We start from the raw sequence: 24,718 nt of genomic DNA, 5'->3' as shown, positions 1-24,718 counted from the left end.
GCTCTGGTTGCAACTGGGGTTTTGATCGGTCGAATGAGGAGCGGCGGAAACAGGCCGCAGCCCGCCGCAAATTCGTCGCCACAGCGGGCGCAATTCAAAACCGCCAACGACCAGCAGACTTTCGCCACTTACGCCGGCTCGGAAAGTTGCCGCGATTGCCATGCACAAGCTTACAGCCATTGGACCAATTCGCACCATGCGCTGGCCGAGCGGTCGGTTGATGCAAATCTCGACCGCGCCGCGTTTGAGCCGCCGAGGTCGATCCGACACGGCTCGCAAAACTCCGAGGCGCGCACGCGCGACGGCCACTTTGAACTCGTCACTGCCGGTCTTGAAGCAGGAACCACCGCCTTCACGCCTGCCCGTGTTCTCGGCGTCGATCCCCTGCGGCAATTTCTTTTCCCGGCCCGCGGCGGGCGCTGGCAGGTGGGCGAACTTAGTTTCGATCCGCACAAGGCCGAGTGGTTCGACGTCTATGGCGACGAAGACCGGCGCCCCGGCGAATGGGGACATTGGACCGGCCGCGGCATGACGTGGAATTCGATGTGCGCCTCGTGTCACAACACCCGGCTCCGCAAAAACTATAGCCCCGCGACTGACTCATACGCCACGGGCATGGCCGAACGTGGTGTTGGCTGCGAAGCCTGTCATGGCCCGCTGGGCGCGCATGTGGCGTGGCAGCGGCAACATCGCGCCTCGACGACGAAGGATCCGACCTCGCCTCGCCTCGACAAGAACCAGATGTTCGACGCCTGTGGCTCGTGCCACGCGCGGCGCGGCGAATTGACCGGTGACTTCACGCCGGGCGAAAACTTCTTCGATCACTTCGCACTGGCAATTCCCGATGGGTCGGATGTGTTCCATCCCGACGGTCAAGTGCGCGAAGAGGACTACGAGTTCACTTCTTTTCTCAGCAGCCGGATGTACGCCGCCGGCGTGCGCTGCCTCGATTGCCACGAGCCTCATTCGAGCAAGAGCCTCGTGCGCGGCGATGCGCTCTGCCTGCGCTGCCACAGCCCTCCGGTCGCGCCCGCGCCGAAAATCGATCCCGTGTCGCACACACATCACAAGGCCGACACGCCTGGCAGTCATTGCGTCGATTGCCACATGCCGCAGACGACTTACATGCAACGCCACGCCCGGCGCGATCACGGCTTCACAATTCCCGATCCCTTGCTCACGCGGCAGCACAACATCCCCAACGCCTGCAACCGCTGCCACGTCAGCCGCAGCGTGGATTGGTCGCTCGCCGCGGTGGAGAAATGGTACGGCCCGCGCATGAACCGCCCGACGCGCACCCGCGCACGGACGATCGCCAGTGCGCGTGGAGGTGACAGCAACGCTGTGGTCGCACTCCTGCAATTGGCGCACGAGGAGAAGGTCGGGCTTTGGCGGGCCTCCGCGACCCGACTGCTCGGCCGGTGGGCCACGGAAACCGCAGTCAAGCCGGCCCTGCTCGAACGCGTCGGCGATGCCGATCCGCTGGTGCGCACCGAAGCCGCGCAATCACTCGAACCACTTTTTGAATCCGGCGACACGGCGGCGGCGAAGAGCCTGCGCCATCTCCTGAACGATAGCGTCCGCGCGGTGCGCTTGGCGGCGGCTGGCGTGCTGCTTCGTGAGTTGAATACCAATTCACCCGCCGGTCAGGATTTCATGCGCGAACTCGCCTTCAATCTCGATCAGCCGGTGGGCGCGCTTCGATTCGGTGGCTTCCTGATGGAGCGCGGCGATGCAGCGTCTGCGCTGCCGTGGCTGCAACGGGCCGTGAATTGGGACGGCAATTCGCCGCCCTTCCGCCAGGCGTTGGCCGTCTGCTTGAGTGCCAATGGGCGCGCCCCCGACGCGGTGCGCGAATTCGAAGCCGCCTGCCGCCTCGCGCCGGGCGACGCCGGTTACCGCTTTCAACTTGCGCTGGCCTTCAACGAAGCCGGCAGGCTGACCGACGCCGTCGCGGCCCTGGAGCAAACCGTGAAGCTGGACCCGCAGCACGCGCAGGGCTGGTACAACCTCGGTCTCGGCTACTCTGCTCAAGGCCGCGAAACCGAGGCCATCGAGGCGCTGTTACGCGCGGAGACCATCGAACCAGACAGCCCGCGTGCGCCGTACGCGCGGGCCACGATTCACGTCCGCTTGGGGCAGACTGCCGAAGCCCGCCGCGCAGCGGAGCGAGCGCTGGCATTGCAGCCGAATTTTCGTGAAGCCGCGGAGTTGCTGCGCCAGCTCCCGACGGAGACGCCATGAGAAGAAGGCGTTCGCACAAAGGGCCAACAACGCGGCAATGAGCGCGATCGTCATTTCCGGTAGTGGTACATTCTCAAATAGCTTGGCGCATCTGGACGTTTCAAAAGAAATCCCCGGCGCTCTTTCAAGCGTCGGGTTGTTACTTCAAGTTTGATTTAGTGCAGCGGTGGGGCTTGCCGGCTTAATTTCTTTGCTGACCGTTGTCCCTGCAGGGCCTCGGCAAAGGCATCCGAGAATTCCAAACGACGGCGACGCATCGCCTGAACGCTGCCTTGGGAGCGGAAGGAGCTTGGATAAGATTATATTCTTTCTACAGATGGGTGGTCGCTACGATGATCCGGAAGTTTGTGAAAGTGGCTGTCCGATAGAAATCAAGCAGCAGCGAAAATCGAATAAGCGGGAACAGGCCCGCGCCTCTGCTGGCGCCATCGTTTGAAGTTCACGGCGTTCGGATCGAGGAAAACAGAACCATCCCGCAGCTTCGTCGTTCCGATCAGTGTCGTGTTGTAGGTTTCGGTTCGCCGGCTGCCGGTGGTTTCGTTCACCTTGCTGCCTACGTACGTCCAATCAGGTGCAGCATGACTGTGCCCGTTGAGAACCGTGAACATGAGATGGATGAAACGAATGTTGCCGGTCTGCGGCTCAATCAGAAAGCACGCAACGAGATGCCAGCCCGAATGTCCGTTGTGACTTTCCCCGCCCTTGCCAATCTGGATCGTGGACTTGACCTCCAACCCAGCCGGCTTGCCCAGTTCTTTCACGGAAGGGTTGATCAGATCGGGATAAGCTTGGTGGGAATTGTGTTTGTAAGGCGAATGGTCGTGCAGCGCGTCACACAACACATTCGAAACCAGCCCGCTGAAATTGTTCCCTTGAATGTATTCCAGCAACGGCTTCGCGCCGCTAGCGACCAGGTTCGCATTGATCCGGGCGATGATGCTTTGCGTCGCGTTCATGGCAGCCTCCAAGTGCGAAACCTTCATGCCAGGCGGCAACGGAACCTTCGGGCGAAAAAGCGTCTTGTCCACCAGGACACCGGAAGCGATTGCGGCTGGTGCATAGGCTGCCGCCACCAACTGTGGTAAAGGGCAATCCAACGCCTTGCCCAGCGAATCGAGGATGTCTATGGAGAAGTTCTCCCGCCCGTTCTCCATGCCGGAGAGATACTGGTAGGTGATGCCGGTTTTGCTTGCCAGTTGTTCCTGGGTGAGTTCTTTTTGCTCGCGCAACTTGCGGACAAAGCGGCCAAGAATGGTCTTCGCGTCCATTTCGCCTTTAGTTGATACAGAATAAAGGCTTGCTTGTCTTTCGCCTATAGTTGAAATAGTCGCCAATGTATCAGATCGAACAAACCGACTGCTTTGAATGGCTGCGGCGTTGTCCCACCCATTCATTGCACGCCGTTTGTACCGACCCGCCTTATGGCATTTTGGAGTTTACCGAGAAAGAGCTGACCAAACTCCGCGCAGGGCGCGGCGGCGTCTGGCGCTTGCCGCCCAAAGTAGGGGGCAGCCATCGCGATCCATTGCCGCGTTTTACCGTCCTGACCGACGAGCAGAAACAGCACTTGCGCGATTACTTTCGCGATTGGGGCAGGCTCCTGATGAATCCTCTGGTGCCCGGGGCGCACGTTTGCGTCGCCGGCCATCCAATCCTTCAACATCACGTGCAAGGCGCGATGACCGAGGCCGGCTTTGAAGTGCGTCCCGCCATTATGCGCCTCTACTACAGCTTTCGCGGCGGCGACCGGCCCAAGAACGCTGAAGCCGAATTCCCCGAAGTCTGCGTCAGCCCGAAAGGCGCATACGAGCCGTGGATGCTTTTCCGCAAACCCATTGACACAAAAACCGTCGCTGAGAATTTGCGACGATGGAAAACCGGCGCTCTGCGCCGCCTCTCCACGGACAAACCGTTGCCTGATGCCATCCCGAGCGGGCGAACTCCCAAACGCGAAGAAGCGATTTCAAACCATCCCTGCCTCAAACCGCAGCACTTCATGCGCATCATTGTGCGGTCGCTCCTGCCGTTGGGCGAGGGAACGATTCTCGATCCCTTCATGGGTTCCGGCTCGACCATCGCCGCCGCGCAAGCGGTTGGTTACACCGCCACCGGACTGGAGCTCGACACCGAGTATTTCCGGCTCGCGGAAAAGGCGATTCCGCGCTTGGCGGCGCTGTATCCTGAATTCAAAGGGCAGGCCATTGACGTGGAACTCAACGGCAGCGTGGAACGCGACGAACCGCAGGACCAGTTGGCGCTCGTCCTGGCCGAAACGCCGCCGCTCTACAGGACGCGAGGGCCCAGCTTGCCGCGCCGAAATGAAACGAAGGCGGGAACGAGCAGTGCGCCGAAGGAACGGAAGCAGCGTCAAAAGTGAGGACTGAGCCCTTCCATGACCCTTTTAAGCCTAAACGTTTGGCAATGCGTTTGACTTGTCAGCTATGCGGATATCCTTCAGAAGTTTCCGCAGGGAACTTCGATCAACGTCGCGGTGGTAACGGAAGTAGTAAATCCCGACGATTCGGACATAGACCGCGAATGTAATATCCAAACGGTTTGCCTTTTTCAAAACCGCAACGATCTCATCGCCGACGTCATCACCACAGCAGAGGAGCAAGTCGAGAAGTTGCAATCGTTCTTCGTCGGTTTTTGCGCCACTTTTCATGCCACGCAAAACATTTAAAAGAAATGGGTCGCCCACCATTCGGTCGGCGATATGAAGCAACGCATAAAGTGAACTCCAGCGCGCTTTGAATGCCAGATCCTTTCGCTCCGGAAAAACCACGAGAAAAAACTTGTTCAAGATATTTCCGAATGCCCGTGACTTTTGAAGAACCGCCTCAAGGCCTCGCTGCTTCCACTCGTGCTTCGCTTTTCGGGCGTTCATCAGCACGGAAGCCAAATTAAAGGCAAACTCAAGCCGGGTCTGTGACACCTCTTCCATCCACGCGCTGACTCGTTTGCGAATCAGCGCCTTGGTTTTTTCATCAATTTGAGGGACGGCCTCAGCTTTGGTTGGCTTCTCCTCTTCCTCGTCGTCTCGCTCGCCAAACATCGATGATTTTGCAAGCCGAGCCAGAGGATGCTTTGTTTTTGACTGTGCATTCTGGTCTGAAGATTCCAAATCCGTGAGCAATGCCTCTTCTTCCTCATCGGACATGATTCCGCCGATGCCGCTACCTTGAGCTATTTCCGGAACTAAAGATTGCAGGCTCGGAAGGGGTGTCCTGGAAACTTCATCTATCAAAGGTTGAATCAAAGCCGGAAGGTCCTTGGCTTTTATTTGTGACCCAGCGAGTGCAGCCAAGGTTGGATTAAATCGCTGGCAAAGTGCCTTTGCAATCAGTTCGTGCTTTCCGTTGCTTACCAAATTACGAACCCAAAAATATTGCTTAAACGCCGGGTGAGCCCACTTCACCTTGTCCCCGCAGAAGACAAACACTCCGCTCTTACGAAGATCCTGGATAAAGTCCTCTACGCTTTGCGGATGTTTGCTGGCTTCAATAAACCGTGCGAGCCTCCGGCGGAATTCTACCAAAGACATCCCTGATTGAACCCTCCCGGCCAAATGAGAGAGGAAGTCGCGCTTGGTTTCAAAGTCCACCATGAAGGTCGCATCTGAATGCGACCCTAATTGCAGTTCTACAAATCGCTCAATCAGCCGCCCCATCGTTGGCGTGCTGAATTTTGAACCTCCATGCTGACATTCCTGCAACATGATCGAAATGGTGAATGCATTCTTTGGCAGGCGTGAAGTTGCCAAAGTCCGCTCAATAAAAGACTGAGCCCGGTCCAAGAGTCCTTTGCTGTGTTGCACATTCAGGCTTCGCAAAAACCTTGGAAGACTGCCCAGTTTCGTTCCTGTGATGTAAACCGTGGCGACTTGCTGTGGCACAAGAATTGACCTGCCGGTTGCAATAACCCTGAATTGCCTTGAGTCGAGGGCGAACAGCCATTCACGGACAGGTTGAGGAATCCGGTCAACATTGTCTATCAGAAGCACGACGCCCGCACCCCGCGCGAATGATTCGGCTTGTTGCGGAGAAAGAAACTCCAACGCGTCTGAAACCAACCGTTGCGCAGAGCGAGGAATCTCTGTCAACTGGGTCGCATCTAAAAGAATTGAAAGTTTTCGGCGCTCTGCAAAAACGGCCCTGCACCTTTTTAGCAAATAACTTTTTCCGCTTAATTCGCCTGCGAACAGTGCTGTATGTCTGCTGTCTTCGAGTATTTTATCTAGTGTGGCCGAAGACTTCTTTGGCCGGAGATGCCCGCCTTCAGTCTTCATGCTCTCCATAGAAGCTGGAGCAAACTCTGAAAGCTCGGGTTCGAGAAAATGGATTTTGGGATTTATCGGACATCCAAACACACGGACCGCTTCTGGCTCTGGATCGGCTTGCTCCTTGATATACTTCACAAGCGCAAGCTGAGGCACATTGCCCAACTGTGCTGGCGCGAATTGTTCGATCAGGGAAAACACGTCTCTGGGTTTCTTAACCTGTATGCGATACGCGAGGCCGGGTTTTGTAAACTCTTCTTCGGCATCGGGCGTAATATGGGCCGAAGACCACACGGCGATTGAGTCAAGCCGCCGCTTCGCTCCCTGCACTTGAAACTCATGCTTCATTGCCGCCTCACACTCGCCCGCTATATCTACGGCCGAGAGCGAACCATTTCCTCCCGCTCTGCTAATTTGTTTTCCCTTAACCTGAATTCCCAGAACTTTTCTCTCCAGCGACGACTGCGTGACTAGAATGTAGTCCACACCCTTGTCCAATCTGCCGTGGATGTTTTCGAACCATTCGATTTCCCCCTCTTCACGCATTTTCCGAAAAAGTTCTTGAAGCACGGAATCCCGAAACTTTGCTTCTCCAAGTCCTTCAAGCCACATCAAGCCAGCATCTATGTCCGTTGGTGCAAGTGTGAATTCTGCGGCTACTTTCTTCGCTTTGGCTTCTTTTTTTGATGACATTGCATCCTTTCTCTACCTCTCCGAGGTTTGAGACTTTCTGCTGTTCCTCATTGAGTGCGCCACGGGACTGAGTGCTCGCGTCGTCATTATGCGGCGAGTGTGCGCGGGAAAATAATCGGCGTCAATCAGCGTTCATCAGCGGTTCAAATGAAGTCGAGGCTTCGATTCGACCCTTCCTTGCGGCATGGTTTCATCCAAAACTGATTTGGCTCGCCGACGCTGGACTTCTCCAGAGCGGCAACGATGACTCACGCGTTTTCACCAAAGTCAATTGACCCAACGGAGCTTTCCCGCTAGCGCGATTCACCTTCTGGTTTGCGGCTTTAGCTCGATGACCAGACCGGCCAGGTTGCCGGAATGTCAGCGGCGATTTCCCGGCTACGGCCGGCGATTACTTGAATGTAAATGGAGTTCGATTCCTTGCGTGCAGACACCTCATCCGGCCTGCGGCCACCTTCTCCCCATCCGATGCGGAGAAGGAAATCGGCTGCGCGCGGCGAGTCGTAAAACTTCAAACTGTACCACTACCTCATTTCCCCTCCCGCTTCACGGGCTGCGGCTCCGCATACGCCCGGTACGCTTGCTTTACCTTTTCCACGTCCGGCGCGCCGCGATGAATCCACACACGGTAACGGCATCGAATGTTTTCGCCGACTTGAAATGTTTTCGGAACTACACCCGGCCAGCCGAGGCACAACACGCCGTAGTGGCGCGTGAGCCATTCCGGCGGAAAGTCTGGATGCTCGGGCGCGACGAAAATGGCGGCGCCGCTGGGTTGCGCGTGTCCGGCGAAGCGCGCGGAGAGATCGGCCCACGGGAGCCGCGTGATGCTGAGGTCCTTATCGCCCTGCCCCAGCGGCGTGGTGATGACGGTGTTGGTGCGGGGCGCGAAGCGGAGTGTCAATCCGCCATAGCTCTTGCCTTCGGCGCCTTCCAGCGTGAGCGGCGCGCCGACGGGCGTCCACGTCAATTCGACATCCAGCGCGCGTTCGTCTTTGCCCGACGGCGAGGCGTGGAGCCAGACCCGTTCCTGCATGACCTTCCGATCACCGACAAACCAACCGTTCTCCACGCCGAGTGTCGCGCCGCTGGCGTCGGCCTCGCGCGCGAGCCAGCGTTCGAAGCGTTGCTCGATTCCGTTGAGCGCCCAAAGATCGTAGTGCTGTTCGCCGATGCGGACGTGCGGCCAGGCCCAGAAAAGTCCGCGATGATGGTAGTGGTCTTTCGGAAAATCGTCAGTGAGCACCTCGCCATCGAGACCGTAGATCGGATGCACGTAAGTGCTGCGGGCGCGGTCGGCGGGCACACCAGGCTGGAGCAGAACGCCGTGGTTGTAAACGAACACGGGCCGGCTGCCTTCGAACAAGGCGAGTGACTTGTCGGTGACGTTGGTGAAGAAGAAGGAGGGACGGGGCGCAGGCTCGGCAGCACGCGAGGCGAGGGCGAAGCTCAGATGAATTGCCAGTGCGAGCGGGAAGATGAAGCCCGAAATCCGAAATCCGAAATCCGAAAGAAATCCGAATCCCGAAATCCGAAGGCCTTTCGCACCGCACAACGCCATCTGTCCTCGCGCGCTTCTCTCGACACTCCCCGGGAAATCCCCCAGGCCGAACTTTCGGGCTTCGGATTTCGGGCTTCTTTCGGATTTCGGATTTCGGATTTCGGATTTCACACGTCCTTCACCAGCAACTCCGGCAGTTTCGCCTCATCCACTTCGACGCCCAGGCCGTGTCCGGTCGGCACTGCGAGTTCGCCGTCCTTCACCTCGAACGGCTGCTTGAGAATACTGCCGCTGAGGAACTGCGGGCCGTTCAAGGCGGCGGGATATTTCAAATCGTAAGCTCCGTAGAGCGCGAGCGAAGCGGCCAGGGCAAGGTCCGGGTCGGTCAGGCCGCTGCCGAGAAACATCAAGCCGGCGCCCTGGACGATTTCAATCTGGCGACGCGCATCGGTGAGGCCACCGCAACGGGCGGGCTTTATCGCCACACCGTCGAGCAGGTCGAGCTTGATGAATTCCTCCAACTCGACTGACGACACGATGCCTTCGTCCATGATGATGGGCAACGCGCCCTGCTTCTTCAAGCGGCGATAGCCGGTGAGGCGATTGGCTGGGAGCGGCTGTTCGAGCACGGGCACACCGATGTCCGCCAGCTTGGGCGCGACGGCCAGCGCGGTCTCTTCGTCGTAGCCGCCGTTGGCGTCGGCCCAAAGAAAGCCGTCGGGCACGAGGCGTTTCACGAGGCGGCAAAGTTCAAGGTCGAATTTCGGATCGGGCGCGATCTTGACGTTGAAGTGTCGGTAGCCGCGCGCCCGGCCTTGCGCGATGAGCGGTTCGACTTCGTCGGGCGTGCGCGGATTGAGTGTCCAGCTCAATGTGAGACGGTCGCGGCTTTTGCGATTCCATCGCTGTGCGGCGGACTGCTTGAGCAGCTTGCCCATGAGGTCGAACAGCGCGAGGTCCACGCCTGCCTTGCAAATCGGCTGGCCGGTGGAGAACGACGGCGCAATGGCGCGGCTCATCGCGGCGTGGATGCCCTCGATGTCAAACGGGTCGCGTTCGAGCAACTCCGGTGTGAGGTGGCGCGTGAGCGTGGAGTAAACCGTCTCCAACGTTTCGTAACTCCACCGGGGCGATGGGACGCTCTGGCCCCAGCCGACGGTGCCATCGTCCGCGGTAATCTTCACGACCACGGCAGCCCGACCCAACGGGCGACCCTTTGGCCCTTCGAAGAACTTGAACCGGCCAACCACCGGATAGTTGATGGGAAAACTTTCGACTTTGGCGATTTTTACTTTCATAAGCGGGTCAGCCCGCGCGGGCCAAGGCAAGGCGAACGCTGCTGCCGCTGTCCCGACGGTGTGAACGAACTGGCGTCTGCTGAGTGCATTCGATGAACTTGATGGTATCATCAGTTCATCCCGCGACCAGCTCGCGTTTTGCGGAGTCCCACTTTTGTCGGAGGCCGGTTTCGAGGGCGGTCGCGGCCATGATGGTGGCGACGGCATGTTGATGGCCGAACTGGATATCGGCATTCGGTTTCGCGCGCGAACGGAGGCATTGCAGCCAGTTCTCCATGTGACTCACGTCCGGTTCAACCGTTAATTTCGTGGTCTTGGCCTCGCCCACCTTCACTTCCGCCGCACCTTCCGTCGAGAAGGACCACGCCTCCAGGTCGAGCGTGCCCTGGGTGCCGTGCATGGTGAAGTGGATGCCCGCCGAATTGCCCAGGAACATACCCCAATCGAAAAGGTAACCTTCGGGATATTCGAGCAGCGCCTGAAAAGTGTCCGTGTGCTCGCGTCCGTCGCGCCACACATAGATGCCGCCATTGGCCACGGCGTTGGCCGGATATTTTGATCCAGTGATCAGATGCACCGAGTCGGCGTAATGCGTCATCCACAAACCGGCGATGCCATTGGTGGTGTCGCGGAAAAGTTGCCAGCAGCGGAGCAGGCGCGGGTTGAATGGCCGATGAATCCGACCCAGACAGAACGCCTCCCAATCCACGTCCGCTTCGTGGCAGTCGTCGTACTTGCGCGCCCATCGCGGGGCGTTCACTGCCATGGCGGCGGTGATGCGGCTGAGCTTGCCGAGCGCGCCCGTGGCCACGAATTTCGCCGCGCTGCGGTAGCGGCCTTCGCTCCGGTGCTGCGTGCCGGCTTGCACGACGCGGTCTTTCGCGCGCGCTAGGTCGAGCGCCTGGTTGGCCGTTGCGATGTCGATGGTCATCGGTTTTTCGACATAGACATCCTTTCCCGCCTCCAGCGCCGCGACCAGAATGGGGCCGTGACTGAAATCCGGCGTGGCGATCACCACGGCGTCCACGTCGGGCGACGCTAGCAATTCCCCAAACCGCGTGAACCCCTTCGGCTCGCGTCCGAAATGTTGCTTCACCTGTGCTGCCGCAGCCTCCCGATTTTTTCTCCACACGTCGCAGACGGCGGTGATGTTCACATTGCACTTCCCGCTCGCCGCGATGATTTCCTTCATCAAGTACGAGCCGCGGTCGCCCGTGCCGATGAGGCCGAGGTTGAGGCGTTCCTTCGCGCCCGCCGCGCCACGGGCAAGCCACGGCGCGGCAGCGATGCCGGCAGTGCCGGCGGAAATGTGTTTGAGGAACTTGCGGCGGTTGAATGGAATATTGCGGTTCATAGATTTGCCTTGTTTTGACAGCAGGGTGAAGCGCCGGAAAGAAACACGCCTTGACGCCGGTCAAGGAGAGAATTCCCCGGACTTCGCACACGACTTGCGCCCCTGAACCAAAGGGAATGCGGGTGCGCGAAGCGTCTCGGAGATGACATGAGTAGTTGGCGGGTGGGCGCAAAGGCGCTACACCCACCACCACTATGATCAAACAAAACCTGAATACTTCTGCAGTTGGCGCGGCGCAAGCCGCAATCATAAAACCGCAAACCCTCAAACTGGGCCTGGACGTTCACGCCGACACCATCGTTGTTGTGCGGCTCCTGGACCACAGCGCGCCCCAGCCGGCTCAAAAGTTCACGCCGGCCAAGTTCCTGGCGTGGATCAAGACCCAGCTCCCGCTGGCCGAGGCGGTGCATAGTTGCTACGAAGCCGGCCCCTTCGGCTATGGGCTGCACCGCGACTTGGTGGCGTTGGGCGTCCACAACCTGGTCGTCCAACCCGTCTGCCTGGATGAACAGCACAAGGGCGTCAACCACGACAAGAGCGACGCCAAACAACTGGCCCTGCGGCTGGATCGTTACGTGGCCGGCAACCCGCACGCCCTGGCCACCGTGCGCGTGCCCACGCCGGCAGAGGAACAAAAGCGCAGCGAAAGCCGCCAGCGGGAACAACTCAAACGCGAGGTCAAGCGCGTGGCGGCGCAAGGCCGCAGCCTGTTGCTCACCCAGGGCCGGCGCGAAAAGAAGGGCTGGTGGGAGGATCGACGCTGGTCCAAACTCAACCGCCAACTCCCGGCCTGGCTGGTTGAACGGTTGGAGTGCTTCCGCCGCGTGCTGGCCACCTTGACCGCCGAACTGGACGCGGCCACCACCGCCTTGGAAGCCGCCGCGCCCGCCCGGCGTCCCAAAGGCTTGGGTGGCCTGACCTACGAAGTGGTCGAACGCGAGATCGGTGACTGGCATCGTTTCCGAAACCGGCGCCAAGTCGGCAGTTACACCGGCCTGTGCGGCGGGGTGAGCGCCAGCGGCAAGAGCACGCACCTCTTGCCCATCACCAAACACGGCAACGTGCGGCGGCGCACCGCGCTGGTGGAACTGGCCTGGCGGCTGGTGGTGTGGCAACGCGACTGTGCGCTGGTCAAGAAATGGGAGGACGTGTTGGGCAATCCGAAGGCGACGAAGGCCGCGAAGAAGAAAGCCATCGTGGCCCTGGCGCGGCAAATGGCGGTGGACCTGTGGCGCTGGCGCACCGATCGCGTGCCCCCGGAAACCTTCGGCTGGACGATGGTCGGCGCGGCGGCTTGAAGTTTGCCCACCGCCACGATACAAGACTGAAACTTTGAATGAAGGCAGACCGAAACGATTTGAAACGGCGCGCGCCCGCAGCCGCACTGGGGTTGGCAACGACCCGCTTTGGAGATTGGGCGAGCACGGATAGCAGGAAGAGCAACGGCTGCCGCCGTTGACCGCGCCAAGAAAACGTTTTACAACTCGGCCCACGCCGGAAAGGAAAAAGGCAAGAACAGCTATTAATAAAAAACAAACACTGGCCAAGCGCCTCACCAGCCTTGACCCAACTCATAGCAGTGCGGCGACTGGTCGCCGCTTTGGGGAGGGCTTGCTCCAGAGCGGGCGTACCTTCCCCACACGCCCCGTGCAACAGCGGCGACAAGTCGCCGCACTCCAAACGCTCCGCGCGTATTCGACGGAATGGAAAGCATCGAACTTCATGGATAGCCGCCATAATCTCGAAATCGCGCATCGGTGCCATGAACCGGCGCGCTACGCAGTTCATAGACAGGGTGGCCGAAGGCTGGGTTGCTGGTTTCGTTTGCGACCATTCTTTGCCGGTCAGTCTAACAACTTATGAATCGACGCGCATTTCTAAAGACGATTGCGGTATCCGCGCTTTGCGCCGGCGAACGTGGGCTGATCGCCAGCGCATCCAAATCGGCAGCCGAAAATGCCAGTTCGGTGCGGTTGGATTCGGACGGCATGTTGGTGGTGAATGGTCGGCGCGAATTCATCCTCGGTCTTTACTCGTTGCCAAATGCCCCGAATCCTCTGGAAGAAACCCGCAACGCCGGATTCAACCTCGTGAATTTGCCGGCAAACGCCGCCGACTTCGCCAAGGCGCGCGAACATGGACTCTACGGCTGGACGTCGCTGGGTTCGATTTCGCCGCACAACCGTGCGGAAGCCGAGGCCCGCATCCGCAAAACGGTACTGGCGCTCAAAGATGAACCGGCCCTGCTGTTTTGGGAAACCGAAGACGAACCTACCTTTGTCTGGAAAAAAACCGAAGCGCGCGTGCCTCCGGCCGACATCATCGAGTCGTATCGCTTTGTCAAACAGCTCGATCCCGCGCATCCGTTGTACTTGAATCATTCTCCGACGAATCTGGTGTCCACGTTGCGGCGTTACAACGACGGCGCTGACATCGTGGCAACGGACATTTATCCCGTCATTCCACCGGGTATTCGGGAACTCTACGCGCTGTGGCCGGACGGTCAGCAAGGAGACTTCCTCAATCCGCACATCAGCCAGGTTGGCCAATACGCCGCGAAGATGCGCGAGGTTGCCGGCGCCAAACGCGTCGTGTTCACCGTCTTGCAGGCATTTGCCTGGGAGAACCTGCGGGAAAAAGATCGAGATCCGAAAATGACTTTGTATCCGACACGCCAACAATTGCGTTTCATGGCGTGGCAATCTGTCGTTCACGGCGTCAACGGACTTCTCTACTGGGGGCTTTCCTACGCGCCGCCGGAAGCGCCACTGTGGAACGATTTGAAAACCGTCGCGCGCGAGTTGAGTGAATTGAAGGAGGCTCTAGCGGCGCGGAAAGCGAAGCTGAATCTTTCCCCGGAGTATCACGACACCGGCCACAGTCTGGATCGTGGAATCGAATGGACCGCCAAGCCAACGAAAAACGGCGTCGTTCTTATCGCCGTCAACGCGGACAAGAATCCGGTCGAGGTCACAGTTTCGGGTCTGAAACATTTTCGCCGTTGCGAGGTTTTGTTCGAGTCACGCGCGGTGGAATGGACGCCAGGAAAACTGCACGACTCCTTCGCTCCGTTCGACACCCACATCTACGCGCTGTCGTGATGTCCAATCACCAATCACCAAGCCGTCACGCAATTCACCTTTGAAACTCCAAGCTTGAAGCCTGGGCGAAAGCCTTTTTAATTCCCGGATGCAAACCGCCCAGATGTCTGCCACGAGCGACTCCCTCTCACGCGAGCAGTCCCTCTGGCGCTGGCGCATCTTGATCTCCACTTACTTTGCCTACGCGGGATTTTATCTGACGCGGAAGGTTTTCACCATTTGCAAGAATCCCCTCGCCAAGGAATTCAACGTGGACCTCAGCCAGATTGCGCACATCTGGACGGCGTACCTCGTGGCTTACATGGTCGGCCAGTTCTTAAGCAGCATGATCGGACGAAAATGGGGACCGCGCGTGTTGTTGCTCGGTGGGCTGGGCGCTTCGATTGTCATCAACTTCGTTTTTGGCATCGCCAATTCCTATTGGACGTTTCTCGTGTTCATGTTCGTGAATGGACTGGCGCAGGCGGCCGGCTGGCCCGGTTGCGTCGGCGGCGTGTCGGAATGGCTGCGTAAAAAGGAACGCGGCAGCATCATGGGCGTCTGGTCCACGAACTATCTTGTCGGCAACATGCTGGTCAAAAGCATTGGCGGCTACCTGCTCGCGAAATACGGTTGGCGTTACGCTTTTTTCGGCTGCACGATTCTGACCGTCGGCATCTGGTGGATCATTTATTTCTGGCAACGGAACAAACCCCAGGACGTGGGACTGACGCCCATCGTCCAGCCGGAAACGGAGGACACTCGCACCGTGCGAGTGTCCACCGAGGAACACATCACCCTTCGACAGTACTTCCATCTCGCAGTCAACCCCGTGGTGATGATTATGGGCATCAGCTATTTCTCCGTCAAATTTCTCCGCTATGCGCTGGATTCCTGGCTGCCGACGTTTTTGAATTTGCAAGGCATGGATGTCGGGCGCGCTTCGTATTACTCCGGCATTTTCGATTTTGCCGGACTGGCCGGGGCCATCATCGCGGGCTGGGCGTTGGATCGTTGGTTTCGCGGTCAATGGCAGATCCTCTGTTTCATCATGGGCATCGGCATGGTGCTCGGGTACGTGCTGGTCGTCGTGTTCGGCGCCAATCCGTACGCGCTCGCGTTCTGTTTCGGCGCCGTGGGATTCATGATCTACGGCCCGGACACGATTCTCGCCGGCGCCGCTTCGGTGCAAGTCGCGGGCGAACGAAACGGCGTGGCCGTCGCCGGGTTGGTCAACGGCGTGGGCAGCCTCGGCCCGGTGGTCCAGGAGGAGGTCATTGGCCGGATCATGGGAAACAAAGACATCAATGTCGCCATTCGGAACGCGAACATTCTTACGCTTTCCATGAGCATCGTCTTTCTTTTGACGATGGTCGTCGTCATCTGGTACGTCCACGCAGCCCACAAGAAACATCGTGCCGCCGACGCAGCGGTGGCCGACGCCGGCAAGCGGCCGGACGGATAGCATGGCGAAACGCATCCTCATTACCGGGGCCAATGGCTTCGTGGCGAGCAACGTCATCTGGCAGGCTGACCCCGATTGCGAATTGCACGCGCTGTCCCGCGAATCTGGCCCGTCTCCGCGCAGGAACTTGCATTGGCACGTGGTCAACTCCGCCGAGGCCGAACAACTCCGTCAGACTTTTCAGAGCGTGCGACCTGACGCCGTGATCCACACCGCCGCGCTGGCCAGCATTGATTATTGCGAGACGCATCAGCAAATCGCCCGTGAGGTGAACGTCGGGATCACGCAAACGCTGGCCGACCTCTGCGCGAGCAGCGGCGCCAAACTGGTTTTCTGTTCCAGCGATACGGTGTTCGATGGCGAACACGCGCCGTATCGTGAAACGGACATGCCCCGGCCCGTCAACTTCTACGCAACCACCAAGGTTGAAGCCGAAAAAATCGTGTCACTACTGGGCGCGAGCGGCATCATTGCCCGCCTCTCGCTCGTCGTCGGATTGCCGATGCTGAGCCAGGGCAACTCTTTTCTGGCGACCATGATTCCAACGCTCAAAGCCGGTCGCGAAGTTACTTTCCCCACCAACGAAATCCGCACACCGGTTGATGTCATCACCGTCGCGCGCGCATTGATCGAACTGGCCGTAGGTAGTCACTCCGGCATTTTTCACCTCGCCGGCAACGACAGTCTCAGCCGTTTCGCAATGGCGCAGCGTATTGCTGTGCGTCTCGGTTTTCCGAAACAGCAAATCATCGCCACGGATTCCAGCGACATGCCGGGCCGCGCGCCCCGACCCAGAAATGTTTCGCTCGACAACACCAAGGCCCGCGCCGAACTTAAGACGCCGATGCTCAGTCTCGACGAAGGACTTGCGTTGGCGCTGCAATCAAGAAGAATCACCTCGCCTTGAGCGCATGAAGATTCAACACGATCTGCAAATCAAATTCGGCAGCGAATACGGCCCGGAGGAAGAGCGCGCCATGATCGAAGTGTTGCGCCAGGGCGCGCCAACGAGCGGTGACGCGTGCATCCAGTTTGAGAAGGACTTCGCCGCGTATTGCGGCACGACTCACGCCCGCGCCTGCAGCAACGGCACCGCGGCGCTCTTCCTGTCGCTCGTCGCCCTCGACATCAAACGCGGCGACCGCGTCCTAACCACGCCGTTGACGTGGATCGCCACTGCCGCCGCCGGTGCGACGCTCGGCGCTGAAGTTGATTTCGTTGATATCGATCCTGTTACCTGCAACCTCGATCCGAAAAAGCTGGAGGAGAAACTTACGCCCAACACGAGGGCCGTGCTGCCGGTCCACCTTTATGGCCAGTGCTGCGAGATGAACGCCATTCTCGCGCTCGCCAAGCGACACGGGTTTGCGGTGATTGAAGATGCCTGCCACGCGGTCGGCGCGGAATACAAAGGACGCAAGGCCGGCAGCATTGGGACGACCGGCTGCTTCAGTTTTCACGAACAGAAAAATATGTCCACGCTGGGCGAGGGCGGCATGATCGTCACCAACGACGCCGCGCTGTTTGAAAAAATTGCGCTCTACCGTTCCCATTGCACGCGCGTCTATGGCAAGAGCACGAAATATTGTTCGCTCGACGAGACGAAGTTCCCGATGGGCAAACGGTTTTGGTGGCAGGATTTCGATGACTGCGGCTACAACTTCCGCATGACGGACATGCAGGCGGCCGTCGGCATCATCCAGTTGAAGAAACTCGACACGCTCAACCAACGCCGCATCGACAACGCCGCCTATCTGACTGCTGGACTCCGCGACGTGCCGGGATTGACGTTGCCGACGGTTGCGCCGGGCAACAAACACGTCTTCCACCTTTACCCCGTGCAAATCATTCCCGCCGAATTCGGAATGAGCCGCGACGATTTTATTTACGCGATGCTGCACGAACGCGGCATCAAAGTCGGCACGCATTACACCCCGCTGCATTACTCAACCGCTTTTCGGAAACGTGGTTTCAAGAAGGGACAATTCCCCGTGGCCGAAGCCATGGCCGAGCGCCTCGTCACGCTTCCCATCAACCCGCGCCAAACCCGCGAAGCCCTTGACTATTTGATCGCCAGCATCCGGCAACTGCAAAAGCCGTAAGATATGTTTGCCCCAACAACTGCTTCAGCGGTTGCGGAGTTTAGCGACACTTCGCACCCTTCTGACGCAGGATTTAAGGACAGTGGACAGCCGCAACGGGTCAACGGTTTTGTGTCCCTGACACCTTCCGCCCTATTTTTCCGCGTTTCCTCTTCGCCGATCTGTGGCTGAATAAAACGCATGAAGCAAGTGTATCTCGCCATCGAAATCGGCGGCAGCAAATTGCAAATCGTGGTGGGCGACCAGCAGGCGAGCATCATTCAACGTCATCGCGTCAGCGTGAATCCAGCCGAAGGGGGCGTCGGCATACGCCGTCAGATCGAATCGGCGCTTGGCGAATTGAAAAGCACACAGCTCGCCGCCATTGGCGTCGGCTTTGGCGGGCCGGTGGATTGGCGAACGGGAAAAATCTGTTGCTCGCACCAGGTCGAAGGTTGGACGGATTTTGAACTGGGCGACTGGCTTCATTCGCTCACCAACGCGCCCGTGGTGGTGGAGAACGACTCGAACGCAGCGGCGCTTGGTGAAGCCTTGCGCGGCGCAGGCCGCGGATGCAACCCGGCTTTCTACTTCAACATGGGTAGCGGCGTGGGGGGGGGACTGGTGGTGGACGGGAAAATCTATCACGGCGCAAAGCCGGGCGAGGTGGAGTTTGGTCACGTGCTGCTGGAACGCGACAAGACGACCGTCGAATCCCGCTGTTCGGGCTGGGCGGTGGACGAAAAAATTCGCGCGCTGAAAACAACCGAGCCGGAAAGTGCGCTTAATCGGTTCGTCCGTGGAAGCCCCGGTGGCGAGGCGAAACACCTCGCTGCCGCCTTGCTGCAGGGCGACGGAGCGGCCCGGCGGATTCTCCAGGAGACGGCGCAGGACCTGGCCTTTGCCTTGTCGCACGTCGTGCATTTGTTTCATCCCGAAGTCATCGTCATGGGCGGTGGATTGTCGCTGGTGGGCGAGCCATTGCGGACGGCGGTTGAAAATGCGCTGCGCAGCTACGTGATGGAGGCGTTTGCCCCCGGACCGCGTGTTTGTCTTGCGCAACTGGGCGAAGACGCGGTGCCCGTGGGCGCGCTGTTGCTCGCCAGGGCGGGCAAAACGATTACCTAGCCGCCGTTGGGCGGCTCACTTCAAATTCCGAAATCCCCGATCAGATGGGCTGTTCAAAGCCGGGGCGCCACCGTAATCTGGGGGAGCATGAAACCAGAGATTGACGAGTTTCCCAACGACCACCGGGCGGGCGAGTCGCACCCGGCGAATGCGGCCGCGCCCGGTGCCGCGAGTGGCGAGGCCGATCGGCTGATGCTCGAAGGGCCGCGCTCGCGCACCAGTGAATTGGTGACCCTGCTCCGGGTGATGCGGGATTTTCTGCGCGGATTTCGCGTGCTTCATTTCGTCGGGCCATGCGTCACCATGTTCGGTTCGGCGCGTACGCGCGAAGGTGATCCGTATTACCAGTTGGCACGGCAGATGGGCGCGGCGACGGCGCGGCTCGGTTTCACGATCATGACCGGCGGCGGTCCGGGCATCATGGAGGCCGCCAATCGCGGCGCGAAAGACGCGGGCGGACGTTCTGTCGGGTGCAACATCGAGCTTCCCTTCGAGCAAAAGTCAAACTCCTACCTCGACCGCTCCGTGACCTTGTACTATTTCTTCGTCCGTAAAACGTTGCTCATCAAATACAGTTACGCTTTCGTCGTCTTCCCCGGCGGGGCGGGCACGGTGGACGAACTGTTCGAGGCGCTGACGCTGATTCAGACCGGCAAGATTCAACACTTTCCCATCGTCATGATGGGGACGGATTACTGGCACGGGCTGACCGGCTTCATCCAGAAGATGGCCCGCGCGGGCACCATCAGTCCCGAGGACCTCAAGTTGATTTATGCAACGGACTCGGTGGACGACGCCATCGCTCACATCCGCCAGCACGCCATCGAACCATTCGGCTTGAAACCCGCCGTGCGCCGGCGACTGCCGTGGTTGGGTGAGTTGGGATTCGAGAAACCGCAGCGCTCAACCTGAAGCAATCATCGCAGCTCAAATCATTCGATCAACGATTAACCACGCGCCCCAAAACGCGAACAACACCCCGGCACTCCGGCCGATCACAAGCCCTTTCGGCGCGATTTTTTCCACGAGCACAAAGATGGCGAGAATGGCGACCCACCACAGGTTCATCACGCCGGCCACAAACAACAGAGCCATCAGAATCCAGCAACAACCGGTGCAGTACGCGCCGTGCTTGAGCCCCATGAAGAATGCGCCGCGGCTGCCTTCGCGCCAATCGGTCATCAGAAAACTCAACGGCGAGCGGCAATGAGTCAGGCAGGCGTTCTTGAGCGGCGTCCATTGGAACACGCCGGCGGCAATCAGCAGAAGGCCGCCGAGGATCGGGCTGGTGCTGACCATCATGGGTGATAGCAGCGCGGTCGCGTGCAAGGCCCATTGCGCGAGGGCGGCCAGCGCGCTGAAAATCGTCCACACCGCCAGATAGCCCAGCAGAAACATTCCCGTCGGGACACACGGGTTTTCCTGCAGCCGCCGTTTTCGATTGAGGTTGGCAACCATCAACACCATTGGCGCAACCGACGGCACCATCATTGCGACCATCATCAACGTCCACATCAGGAACAGGAAAAAAACTTCGCGCGCCGTCCAGGCGTGAGTTTGTGGGACACAACACAATGCCAGGCCGGTCTCCGGGTGTTGCATGTGCCACGCGTCGTAGAAGAGATAACTCCATGCCAGCGCGGTCACACCTGCCAGGCCGAGCAGCACGACTGCGCGATCGCGCTTCAAGATGGTTTCGAGGGCGTCGTTAAACGTAGTCATAAATCTGTCACAATCGTTGGTCCGCTATCGCCAATCGTCAATCACACAAACACCCGGACGGCTGTTTCGTTAGTTCGCCACGCAGAACACGCAATCACGTTCGCTAAGCTAGTCTGTGGTCAATTTTCTCCATTCGGAGTAAGGCCCATGAAAGCTTGGGTTTGGTGGGTCCGGCAGAATTGAGATGAATTCCAGCGAATGCCCGTCCGGATCGCGAAAATAGATTTGCGCCGCGGGCATCCACCCAATCACACTGGGTTCGCCGCACGGCTCGCCACCAAATCCGCGGGTTTCGATTCCGCATTCGTTCAACTTCTCGATTGCGCCCAGCAACTCTTCGAACAAAACCGCGAATGCAAAATGGCATGGAGTAATGATCCCGTTTTGCCGTCCGAATCCCGTGGTCGGCCCCCACAATCCGATCATGCCTTTCTTTTTCTCATCCGCCCACATAAACACAATGTCCCGGGTCGGATCGCGATAAGCGAAAGGCAACCCCACCACTTCCCGGTAAAAAACCTCGGAAACGTTTGTATCTGCGACCGGGATATGCGTTTCGTACAGATGCATGTTTCAACCGCCAACTAGTTTTCCATGGTCACAATGTGCGCCTGAATCTTCCCGTCCACAACGCCGCGCCCGAATCGCCGGGCGATCGCTTCCGCCGCCCGCTTCGTTGCTTCGCCGAGCTGCGAGCCGTCGCGCGCTTCAATCTCGTTGCGCAGCGGCGTCCCCTGGCAGTAGGCGACCGCCGGGATGCGTGGAGATTCTGCCCGACTGCGGGCGGCAACGGTATCCATTTGCGGTGACGCAGTGAAACCGCCTTTGGCAAGGTCTCGTTCGATGGTCGAACGGTCGTAATAGCCGTGGGGTGTGCGAGCCAGGAAGCGCGGTGGGTCCTTGGGAAACAGCGGTTCCAGTGCCACCGTCACGGTTTCAGCAAATTGGTTTTCTTCGATCCGGTCCCACACGTTGAAAATAAAGACGCCTCCCGGCCTGAGGACCCGACGCGCCTCCGAAAACGCCTTCGACTTTTCAGGGAAGAACATGACACCAAACTGGCACACGACAGCGTCAAACGTTTCGTCCGCGAAGGGTAGTTGCAGGGCATCAGCGTGACGCCACTCGACTGGGCGCTTGGTTCCAATCGCGCGAGCCAGTTCCAGCATCGGCCGATTCAGGTCGGTGGCGACGACCGAGACGCTTTCGGGTAAAACGGATGCCAGCCGGCGAGTCAGGACACCCGTGCCGGCGGCCATCTCGAGCACGCGGGTAGGCGTTCGCGAAGTCAGTCGATTCGCCAGGTCTGCTGCGTAGGGCGCGAAAATCAACGTCACCAGATACGTTTCGTAAAGCTTCGGAATCGAGCCGTTGAAGACTTTATCATCACCGGGATTGCTCATAATGTTTGCCTCAGATTAAATTCCATTGCGCGGTTGCGAATAAATTCGCCGCTCCCGTATTTCTCGGCGGTCTCTCATCTGGTCGCAGTTCAAGCCTCACACGCTCGCTGCGCCGAGCGCGTTATTGAGACGCTGCCCGATGATCTGGGTTGCCTGCTCGACCATCTCGCAGACGATTGCGGCGGCCGGTTTGATTTCGTGCACCAGGCCGACGCTCTGGCCCGCGAGAAAATTCATGGACTCAACGTCACCGCTCGCATCGGCGCACGGTGGCAAACCCATGAAACGCGGCAGCGGAATCGTTTGACCCGCAACGCGCGTCTGGCCAATCAACGGTTCATCGGGCCGTGACTCCTGCGCCCGGGCTTCCTGCCCCAGCCACTCCCGCACGAACGGCGTGCGCAGCGTGCGATGCGGCGCGTTGGGCCATTCGTGCCCGAACAACGTCGTGCGCACCGTGTCTTCCTCCGTGGCCGCGACGAGTTTCATTTTGTAAACCGGATGCGCGTTGGCCTCGGGGGTCGCCAGAAATCGTGTGCCGAGCATGACCGCCTCGGCACCCGACGCCAGCGCAGCCACGAGTCCGCGCGCATCGGCGATGCCGTCCGCCGCCACCATCGGTGTCGGCGCGACGGCATCCACCACCCGCGGCACCAGTGCCATCGTCGTTACCTCGCCCGCGAGGTGGCCGCCCGCTTCCACGCCTTGGGCAACGAGGACGTCCACGCCCGCGCGAGTGGCCTGACGTGCGCCCTCAACCGAGCCGACCTGATGAAGCACTTTCGCGCCAGCCGCATGTGCCCGCGCGACGAACGGTGACGGATCGCCCCAAAAAAACATCAAGACCGGCACGCGCTCTTGCAGGCAAACCGCGATGCTTTCCTGGTGCGGAAAGTGCAAAATGAAATTCACGCCGAAGGGCTTGTCGGTCAATTCGCGCAGGCGATAAATCTCCTGCCGCAACAACGGCGGCGGGGCCAATTGCGCCTGCATGATGCCCAGGCCGCCGGCATTGCTCACGGCGGCGGCCAGTTCCGGGCCGCTGATGTTCGGGCCCATGGGCGCCGAGAGGATCGGCACCTCAATGCCCAGCAATTCACACAGATGTGTCCTTAACATAGGGTCTTTCCTCCGCGTCGGCGACGTTACCGAAACGAACTTCGGGTTTCATTACGTCCGGTTCCTGCACACTCTTCGCACTGGTTGCCAAAAACAAGGCCACCAGGAAAATGGGGGGATGCCATTGGACTCTGCATTCATGGCGCCGTCCCTTACTTTGCCGGGTCGGGAGGAGCAACGCCCACATCCGACGCTTTCGGCGGGCCTTCCACCCAGTTGATGTCCCAAGCGTGGTCCACGGTGATGAACACAACGCTGCCGGCGGAGGTCCAGGCCTGGTGAACCATTTTGCCGGGAATGTAATTAAATGAACCCGGGCCGAGGGTCACCCGCTCGCCGTCACATTCGAAAGTCGCCGTGCCGATGATCATGGTGTGTGTCTCATTGGCCGCGTGCCAGTGTTTGGGCACATGCATCGCGGCTGGGGTGCGGATAAGAAGCTGCGCGGCCTGTGTCTTCGGGTCCACCCGCAGAATGGAAATCTCCGGTGAATCTTTTTCGAGTTCAGGCAGCATCTTTTCCCATTTCGCATCCTGGAATCGCACACTCATCGCACCCGCCGATGCACTTGATGCGGAGGAAGTGTGTGCGGCGGGTTGGTCTTTCAATTCCACGATCAAGACGTGTGTGTCGGTCTGGCCGGTATTTTCCCCGGCATGGGTTTCGGCATTTACCCAGACCGCGCTGCCACCCTCCTGCCTGAGGTCAGCGGTTTTGCCGTCGGGAAAAGTGAATCGGCGCTGCAAATCACTCAAGGCATAAACAAGGTGGTCGGGGTGCGAGTGCATCAGGGCCTTATCACCAGGCTTGTCGCGGTACTCCAGCACACGCACCCGCTCGTTTTCGAACACAGCTTTGTATTTCCCCGGGTTCACCCTGACGGGATCCATCCGAGATTGGAGCGAGATTTTGGTCTTGGCCGGCGGCTCCTTGAGTTCAATGTTGAGAATGTGGGCCGCGGTGCCGCCCACATTCTCGGCAGCATGAGAGGTGGCTTCACTCCAGGCGATTTCACCCGGCTTCATGGACACCTCGCGGGTGGTACCGTCGGGCAAAGTAAATTTCGTTTTGTTCGCATTGAAACTGTAGATGATAAAAGCAGGGTGCGAATGCATCGGTGACTTGCCACCGGGCGGCAGCTTGATTTCGAGCACACGGACGCGCGGGGTGTCGAGCACCACCTTGTAGGTTTCGGGCGCGACTTGCACCGGGTCTTGCGCCGGCGCCACACCGGGGGTCGATGCCAGCAAGACACTGGCGAGCACAATAATTTTTCCATTTGCCGTTTTCATTCTTGTTTTCTCCTTTCTGGTTGGGTTGGTGATTTCCGCCAGGTTCTTTCCGATGGTGT

The 24,718-nt window shown here is 59.2% G+C and carries 19 protein-coding genes; 9 read left to right on the top strand and 10 right to left on the bottom strand.

Annotated features, from left to right (window positions below; translation table 11 throughout):
- The first annotated feature begins 33 nt into the window (after window positions 1–33).
- The gene (locus HY298_27215) at window positions 34–2,244 is read left to right on the top strand and encodes a tetratricopeptide repeat protein (protein MBI3853933.1); all 2,211 of its coding nucleotides are present in this window, start codon (window positions 34–36) and stop codon (window positions 2,242–2,244) included.
- Window positions 2,245–2,615: 371 nt separating this feature from the next.
- Here HY298_27215 and HY298_27210 read toward each other — a convergent pair whose 3' ends face one another.
- Window positions 2,616–3,512, bottom strand: a complete 897-nt coding sequence (locus tag HY298_27210) for a helix-turn-helix transcriptional regulator (protein MBI3853932.1) — start codon at window positions 3,510–3,512, stop codon at window positions 2,616–2,618.
- Window positions 3,513–3,577: 65 nt separating this feature from the next.
- Here HY298_27210 and HY298_27205 point away from each other — a divergent pair, with 65 nt between their 5' ends.
- Window positions 3,578–4,621, top strand: coding sequence for a site-specific DNA-methyltransferase (locus tag HY298_27205; protein ID MBI3853931.1), 1,044 nt, complete (start codon window positions 3,578–3,580; stop codon window positions 4,619–4,621).
- A gap of 30 nt (window positions 4,622–4,651) precedes the next feature.
- Here HY298_27205 and HY298_27200 read toward each other — a convergent pair whose 3' ends face one another.
- From HY298_27200 to HY298_27185, 4 genes are all read right to left on the bottom strand, one after another.
- A complete protein-coding gene (locus HY298_27200; protein MBI3853930.1) occupies window positions 4,652–7,216 on the bottom strand; it encodes a hypothetical protein in 2,565 nt (854 codons plus the stop codon).
- A gap of 529 nt (window positions 7,217–7,745) precedes the next feature.
- Window positions 7,746–8,888: a PmoA family protein gene (locus HY298_27195; protein MBI3853929.1), complete on the bottom strand. Its 1,143-nt coding sequence runs from the start codon at window positions 8,886–8,888 to the stop codon at window positions 7,746–7,748.
- Window positions 8,885–10,015: a mandelate racemase gene (locus HY298_27190; protein ID MBI3853928.1), complete on the bottom strand. Its 1,131-nt coding sequence runs from the start codon at window positions 10,013–10,015 to the stop codon at window positions 8,885–8,887. Before HY298_27190 ends, HY298_27195 begins: the two co-directional genes overlap by 4 nt.
- Before the next feature lie 115 nt (window positions 10,016–10,130).
- Window positions 10,131–11,369: a Gfo/Idh/MocA family oxidoreductase gene (locus tag HY298_27185; GenBank protein ID MBI3853927.1), complete on the bottom strand. Its 1,239-nt coding sequence runs from the start codon at window positions 11,367–11,369 to the stop codon at window positions 10,131–10,133.
- Window positions 11,370–11,563: 194 nt separating this feature from the next.
- Here HY298_27185 and HY298_27180 point away from each other — a divergent pair, with 194 nt between their 5' ends.
- The 7 genes from HY298_27180 to HY298_27150 all read left to right on the top strand — a co-directional run bounded on the left by HY298_27180 (window position 11,564) and on the right by HY298_27150 (window position 20,035).
- Window positions 11,564–12,667, top strand: a complete 1,104-nt coding sequence (locus HY298_27180) for a transposase (protein ID MBI3853926.1) — start codon at window positions 11,564–11,566, stop codon at window positions 12,665–12,667.
- Between the two features lie 561 nt (window positions 12,668–13,228).
- Complete coding sequence (locus tag HY298_27175) at window positions 13,229–14,470, top strand: hypothetical protein (GenBank protein ID MBI3853925.1); 1,242 nt, start codon at window positions 13,229–13,231, stop codon at window positions 14,468–14,470.
- Window positions 14,471–14,573: 103 nt separating this feature from the next.
- The gene (locus HY298_27170; GenBank protein MBI3853924.1) at window positions 14,574–15,914 is read left to right on the top strand and encodes an MFS transporter; all 1,341 of its coding nucleotides are present in this window, start codon (window positions 14,574–14,576) and stop codon (window positions 15,912–15,914) included.
- 1 nt (window position 15,915) lies between these two features.
- Window positions 15,916–16,821: an SDR family oxidoreductase gene (locus HY298_27165; protein ID MBI3853923.1), complete on the top strand. Its 906-nt coding sequence runs from the start codon at window positions 15,916–15,918 to the stop codon at window positions 16,819–16,821.
- 4 nt (window positions 16,822–16,825) lie between these two features.
- Window positions 16,826–18,016, top strand: coding sequence for a DegT/DnrJ/EryC1/StrS family aminotransferase (locus HY298_27160; GenBank protein MBI3853922.1), 1,191 nt, complete (start codon window positions 16,826–16,828; stop codon window positions 18,014–18,016).
- A gap of 180 nt (window positions 18,017–18,196) precedes the next feature.
- Complete coding sequence (locus tag HY298_27155; protein ID MBI3853921.1) at window positions 18,197–19,123, top strand: ROK family protein; 927 nt, start codon at window positions 18,197–18,199, stop codon at window positions 19,121–19,123.
- 192 nt (window positions 19,124–19,315) lie between these two features.
- Window positions 19,316–20,035, top strand: a complete 720-nt coding sequence (locus tag HY298_27150) for a TIGR00730 family Rossman fold protein (GenBank protein MBI3853920.1) — start codon at window positions 19,316–19,318, stop codon at window positions 20,033–20,035.
- 15 nt (window positions 20,036–20,050) lie between these two features.
- Here HY298_27150 and HY298_27145 read toward each other — a convergent pair whose 3' ends face one another.
- The 5 genes from HY298_27145 to HY298_27125 all read right to left on the bottom strand — a co-directional run bounded on the left by HY298_27145 (window position 20,051) and on the right by HY298_27125 (window position 24,659).
- Complete coding sequence (locus HY298_27145) at window positions 20,051–20,845, bottom strand: DUF2182 domain-containing protein (GenBank protein ID MBI3853919.1); 795 nt, start codon at window positions 20,843–20,845, stop codon at window positions 20,051–20,053.
- A gap of 108 nt (window positions 20,846–20,953) precedes the next feature.
- A complete protein-coding gene (locus HY298_27140; protein MBI3853918.1) occupies window positions 20,954–21,415 on the bottom strand; it encodes a VOC family protein in 462 nt (153 codons plus the stop codon).
- 14 nt (window positions 21,416–21,429) lie between these two features.
- Window positions 21,430–22,248 (bottom strand): class I SAM-dependent methyltransferase, encoded by an 819-nt coding sequence (locus tag HY298_27135; protein ID MBI3853917.1) that lies wholly within the window; start codon window positions 22,246–22,248, stop codon window positions 21,430–21,432.
- Window positions 22,249–22,344: 96 nt separating this feature from the next.
- Complete coding sequence (locus tag HY298_27130; GenBank protein ID MBI3853916.1) at window positions 22,345–23,367, bottom strand: nitronate monooxygenase; 1,023 nt, start codon at window positions 23,365–23,367, stop codon at window positions 22,345–22,347.
- Window positions 23,368–23,519: 152 nt separating this feature from the next.
- The gene (locus tag HY298_27125) at window positions 23,520–24,659 is read right to left on the bottom strand and encodes a cupin domain-containing protein (protein ID MBI3853915.1); all 1,140 of its coding nucleotides are present in this window, start codon (window positions 24,657–24,659) and stop codon (window positions 23,520–23,522) included.
- Window positions 24,660–24,718: the final 59 nt, after the last annotated feature.

This window comes from Verrucomicrobiota bacterium (assembly GCA_016200005.1).
Classification (GTDB): domain Bacteria; phylum Verrucomicrobiota; class Verrucomicrobiia; order Limisphaerales; family PALSA-1396; genus PALSA-1396.
Note: the sequence above shows the minus strand (reverse complement) of the source record. Positions and strands in the feature narration are given on the sequence as shown.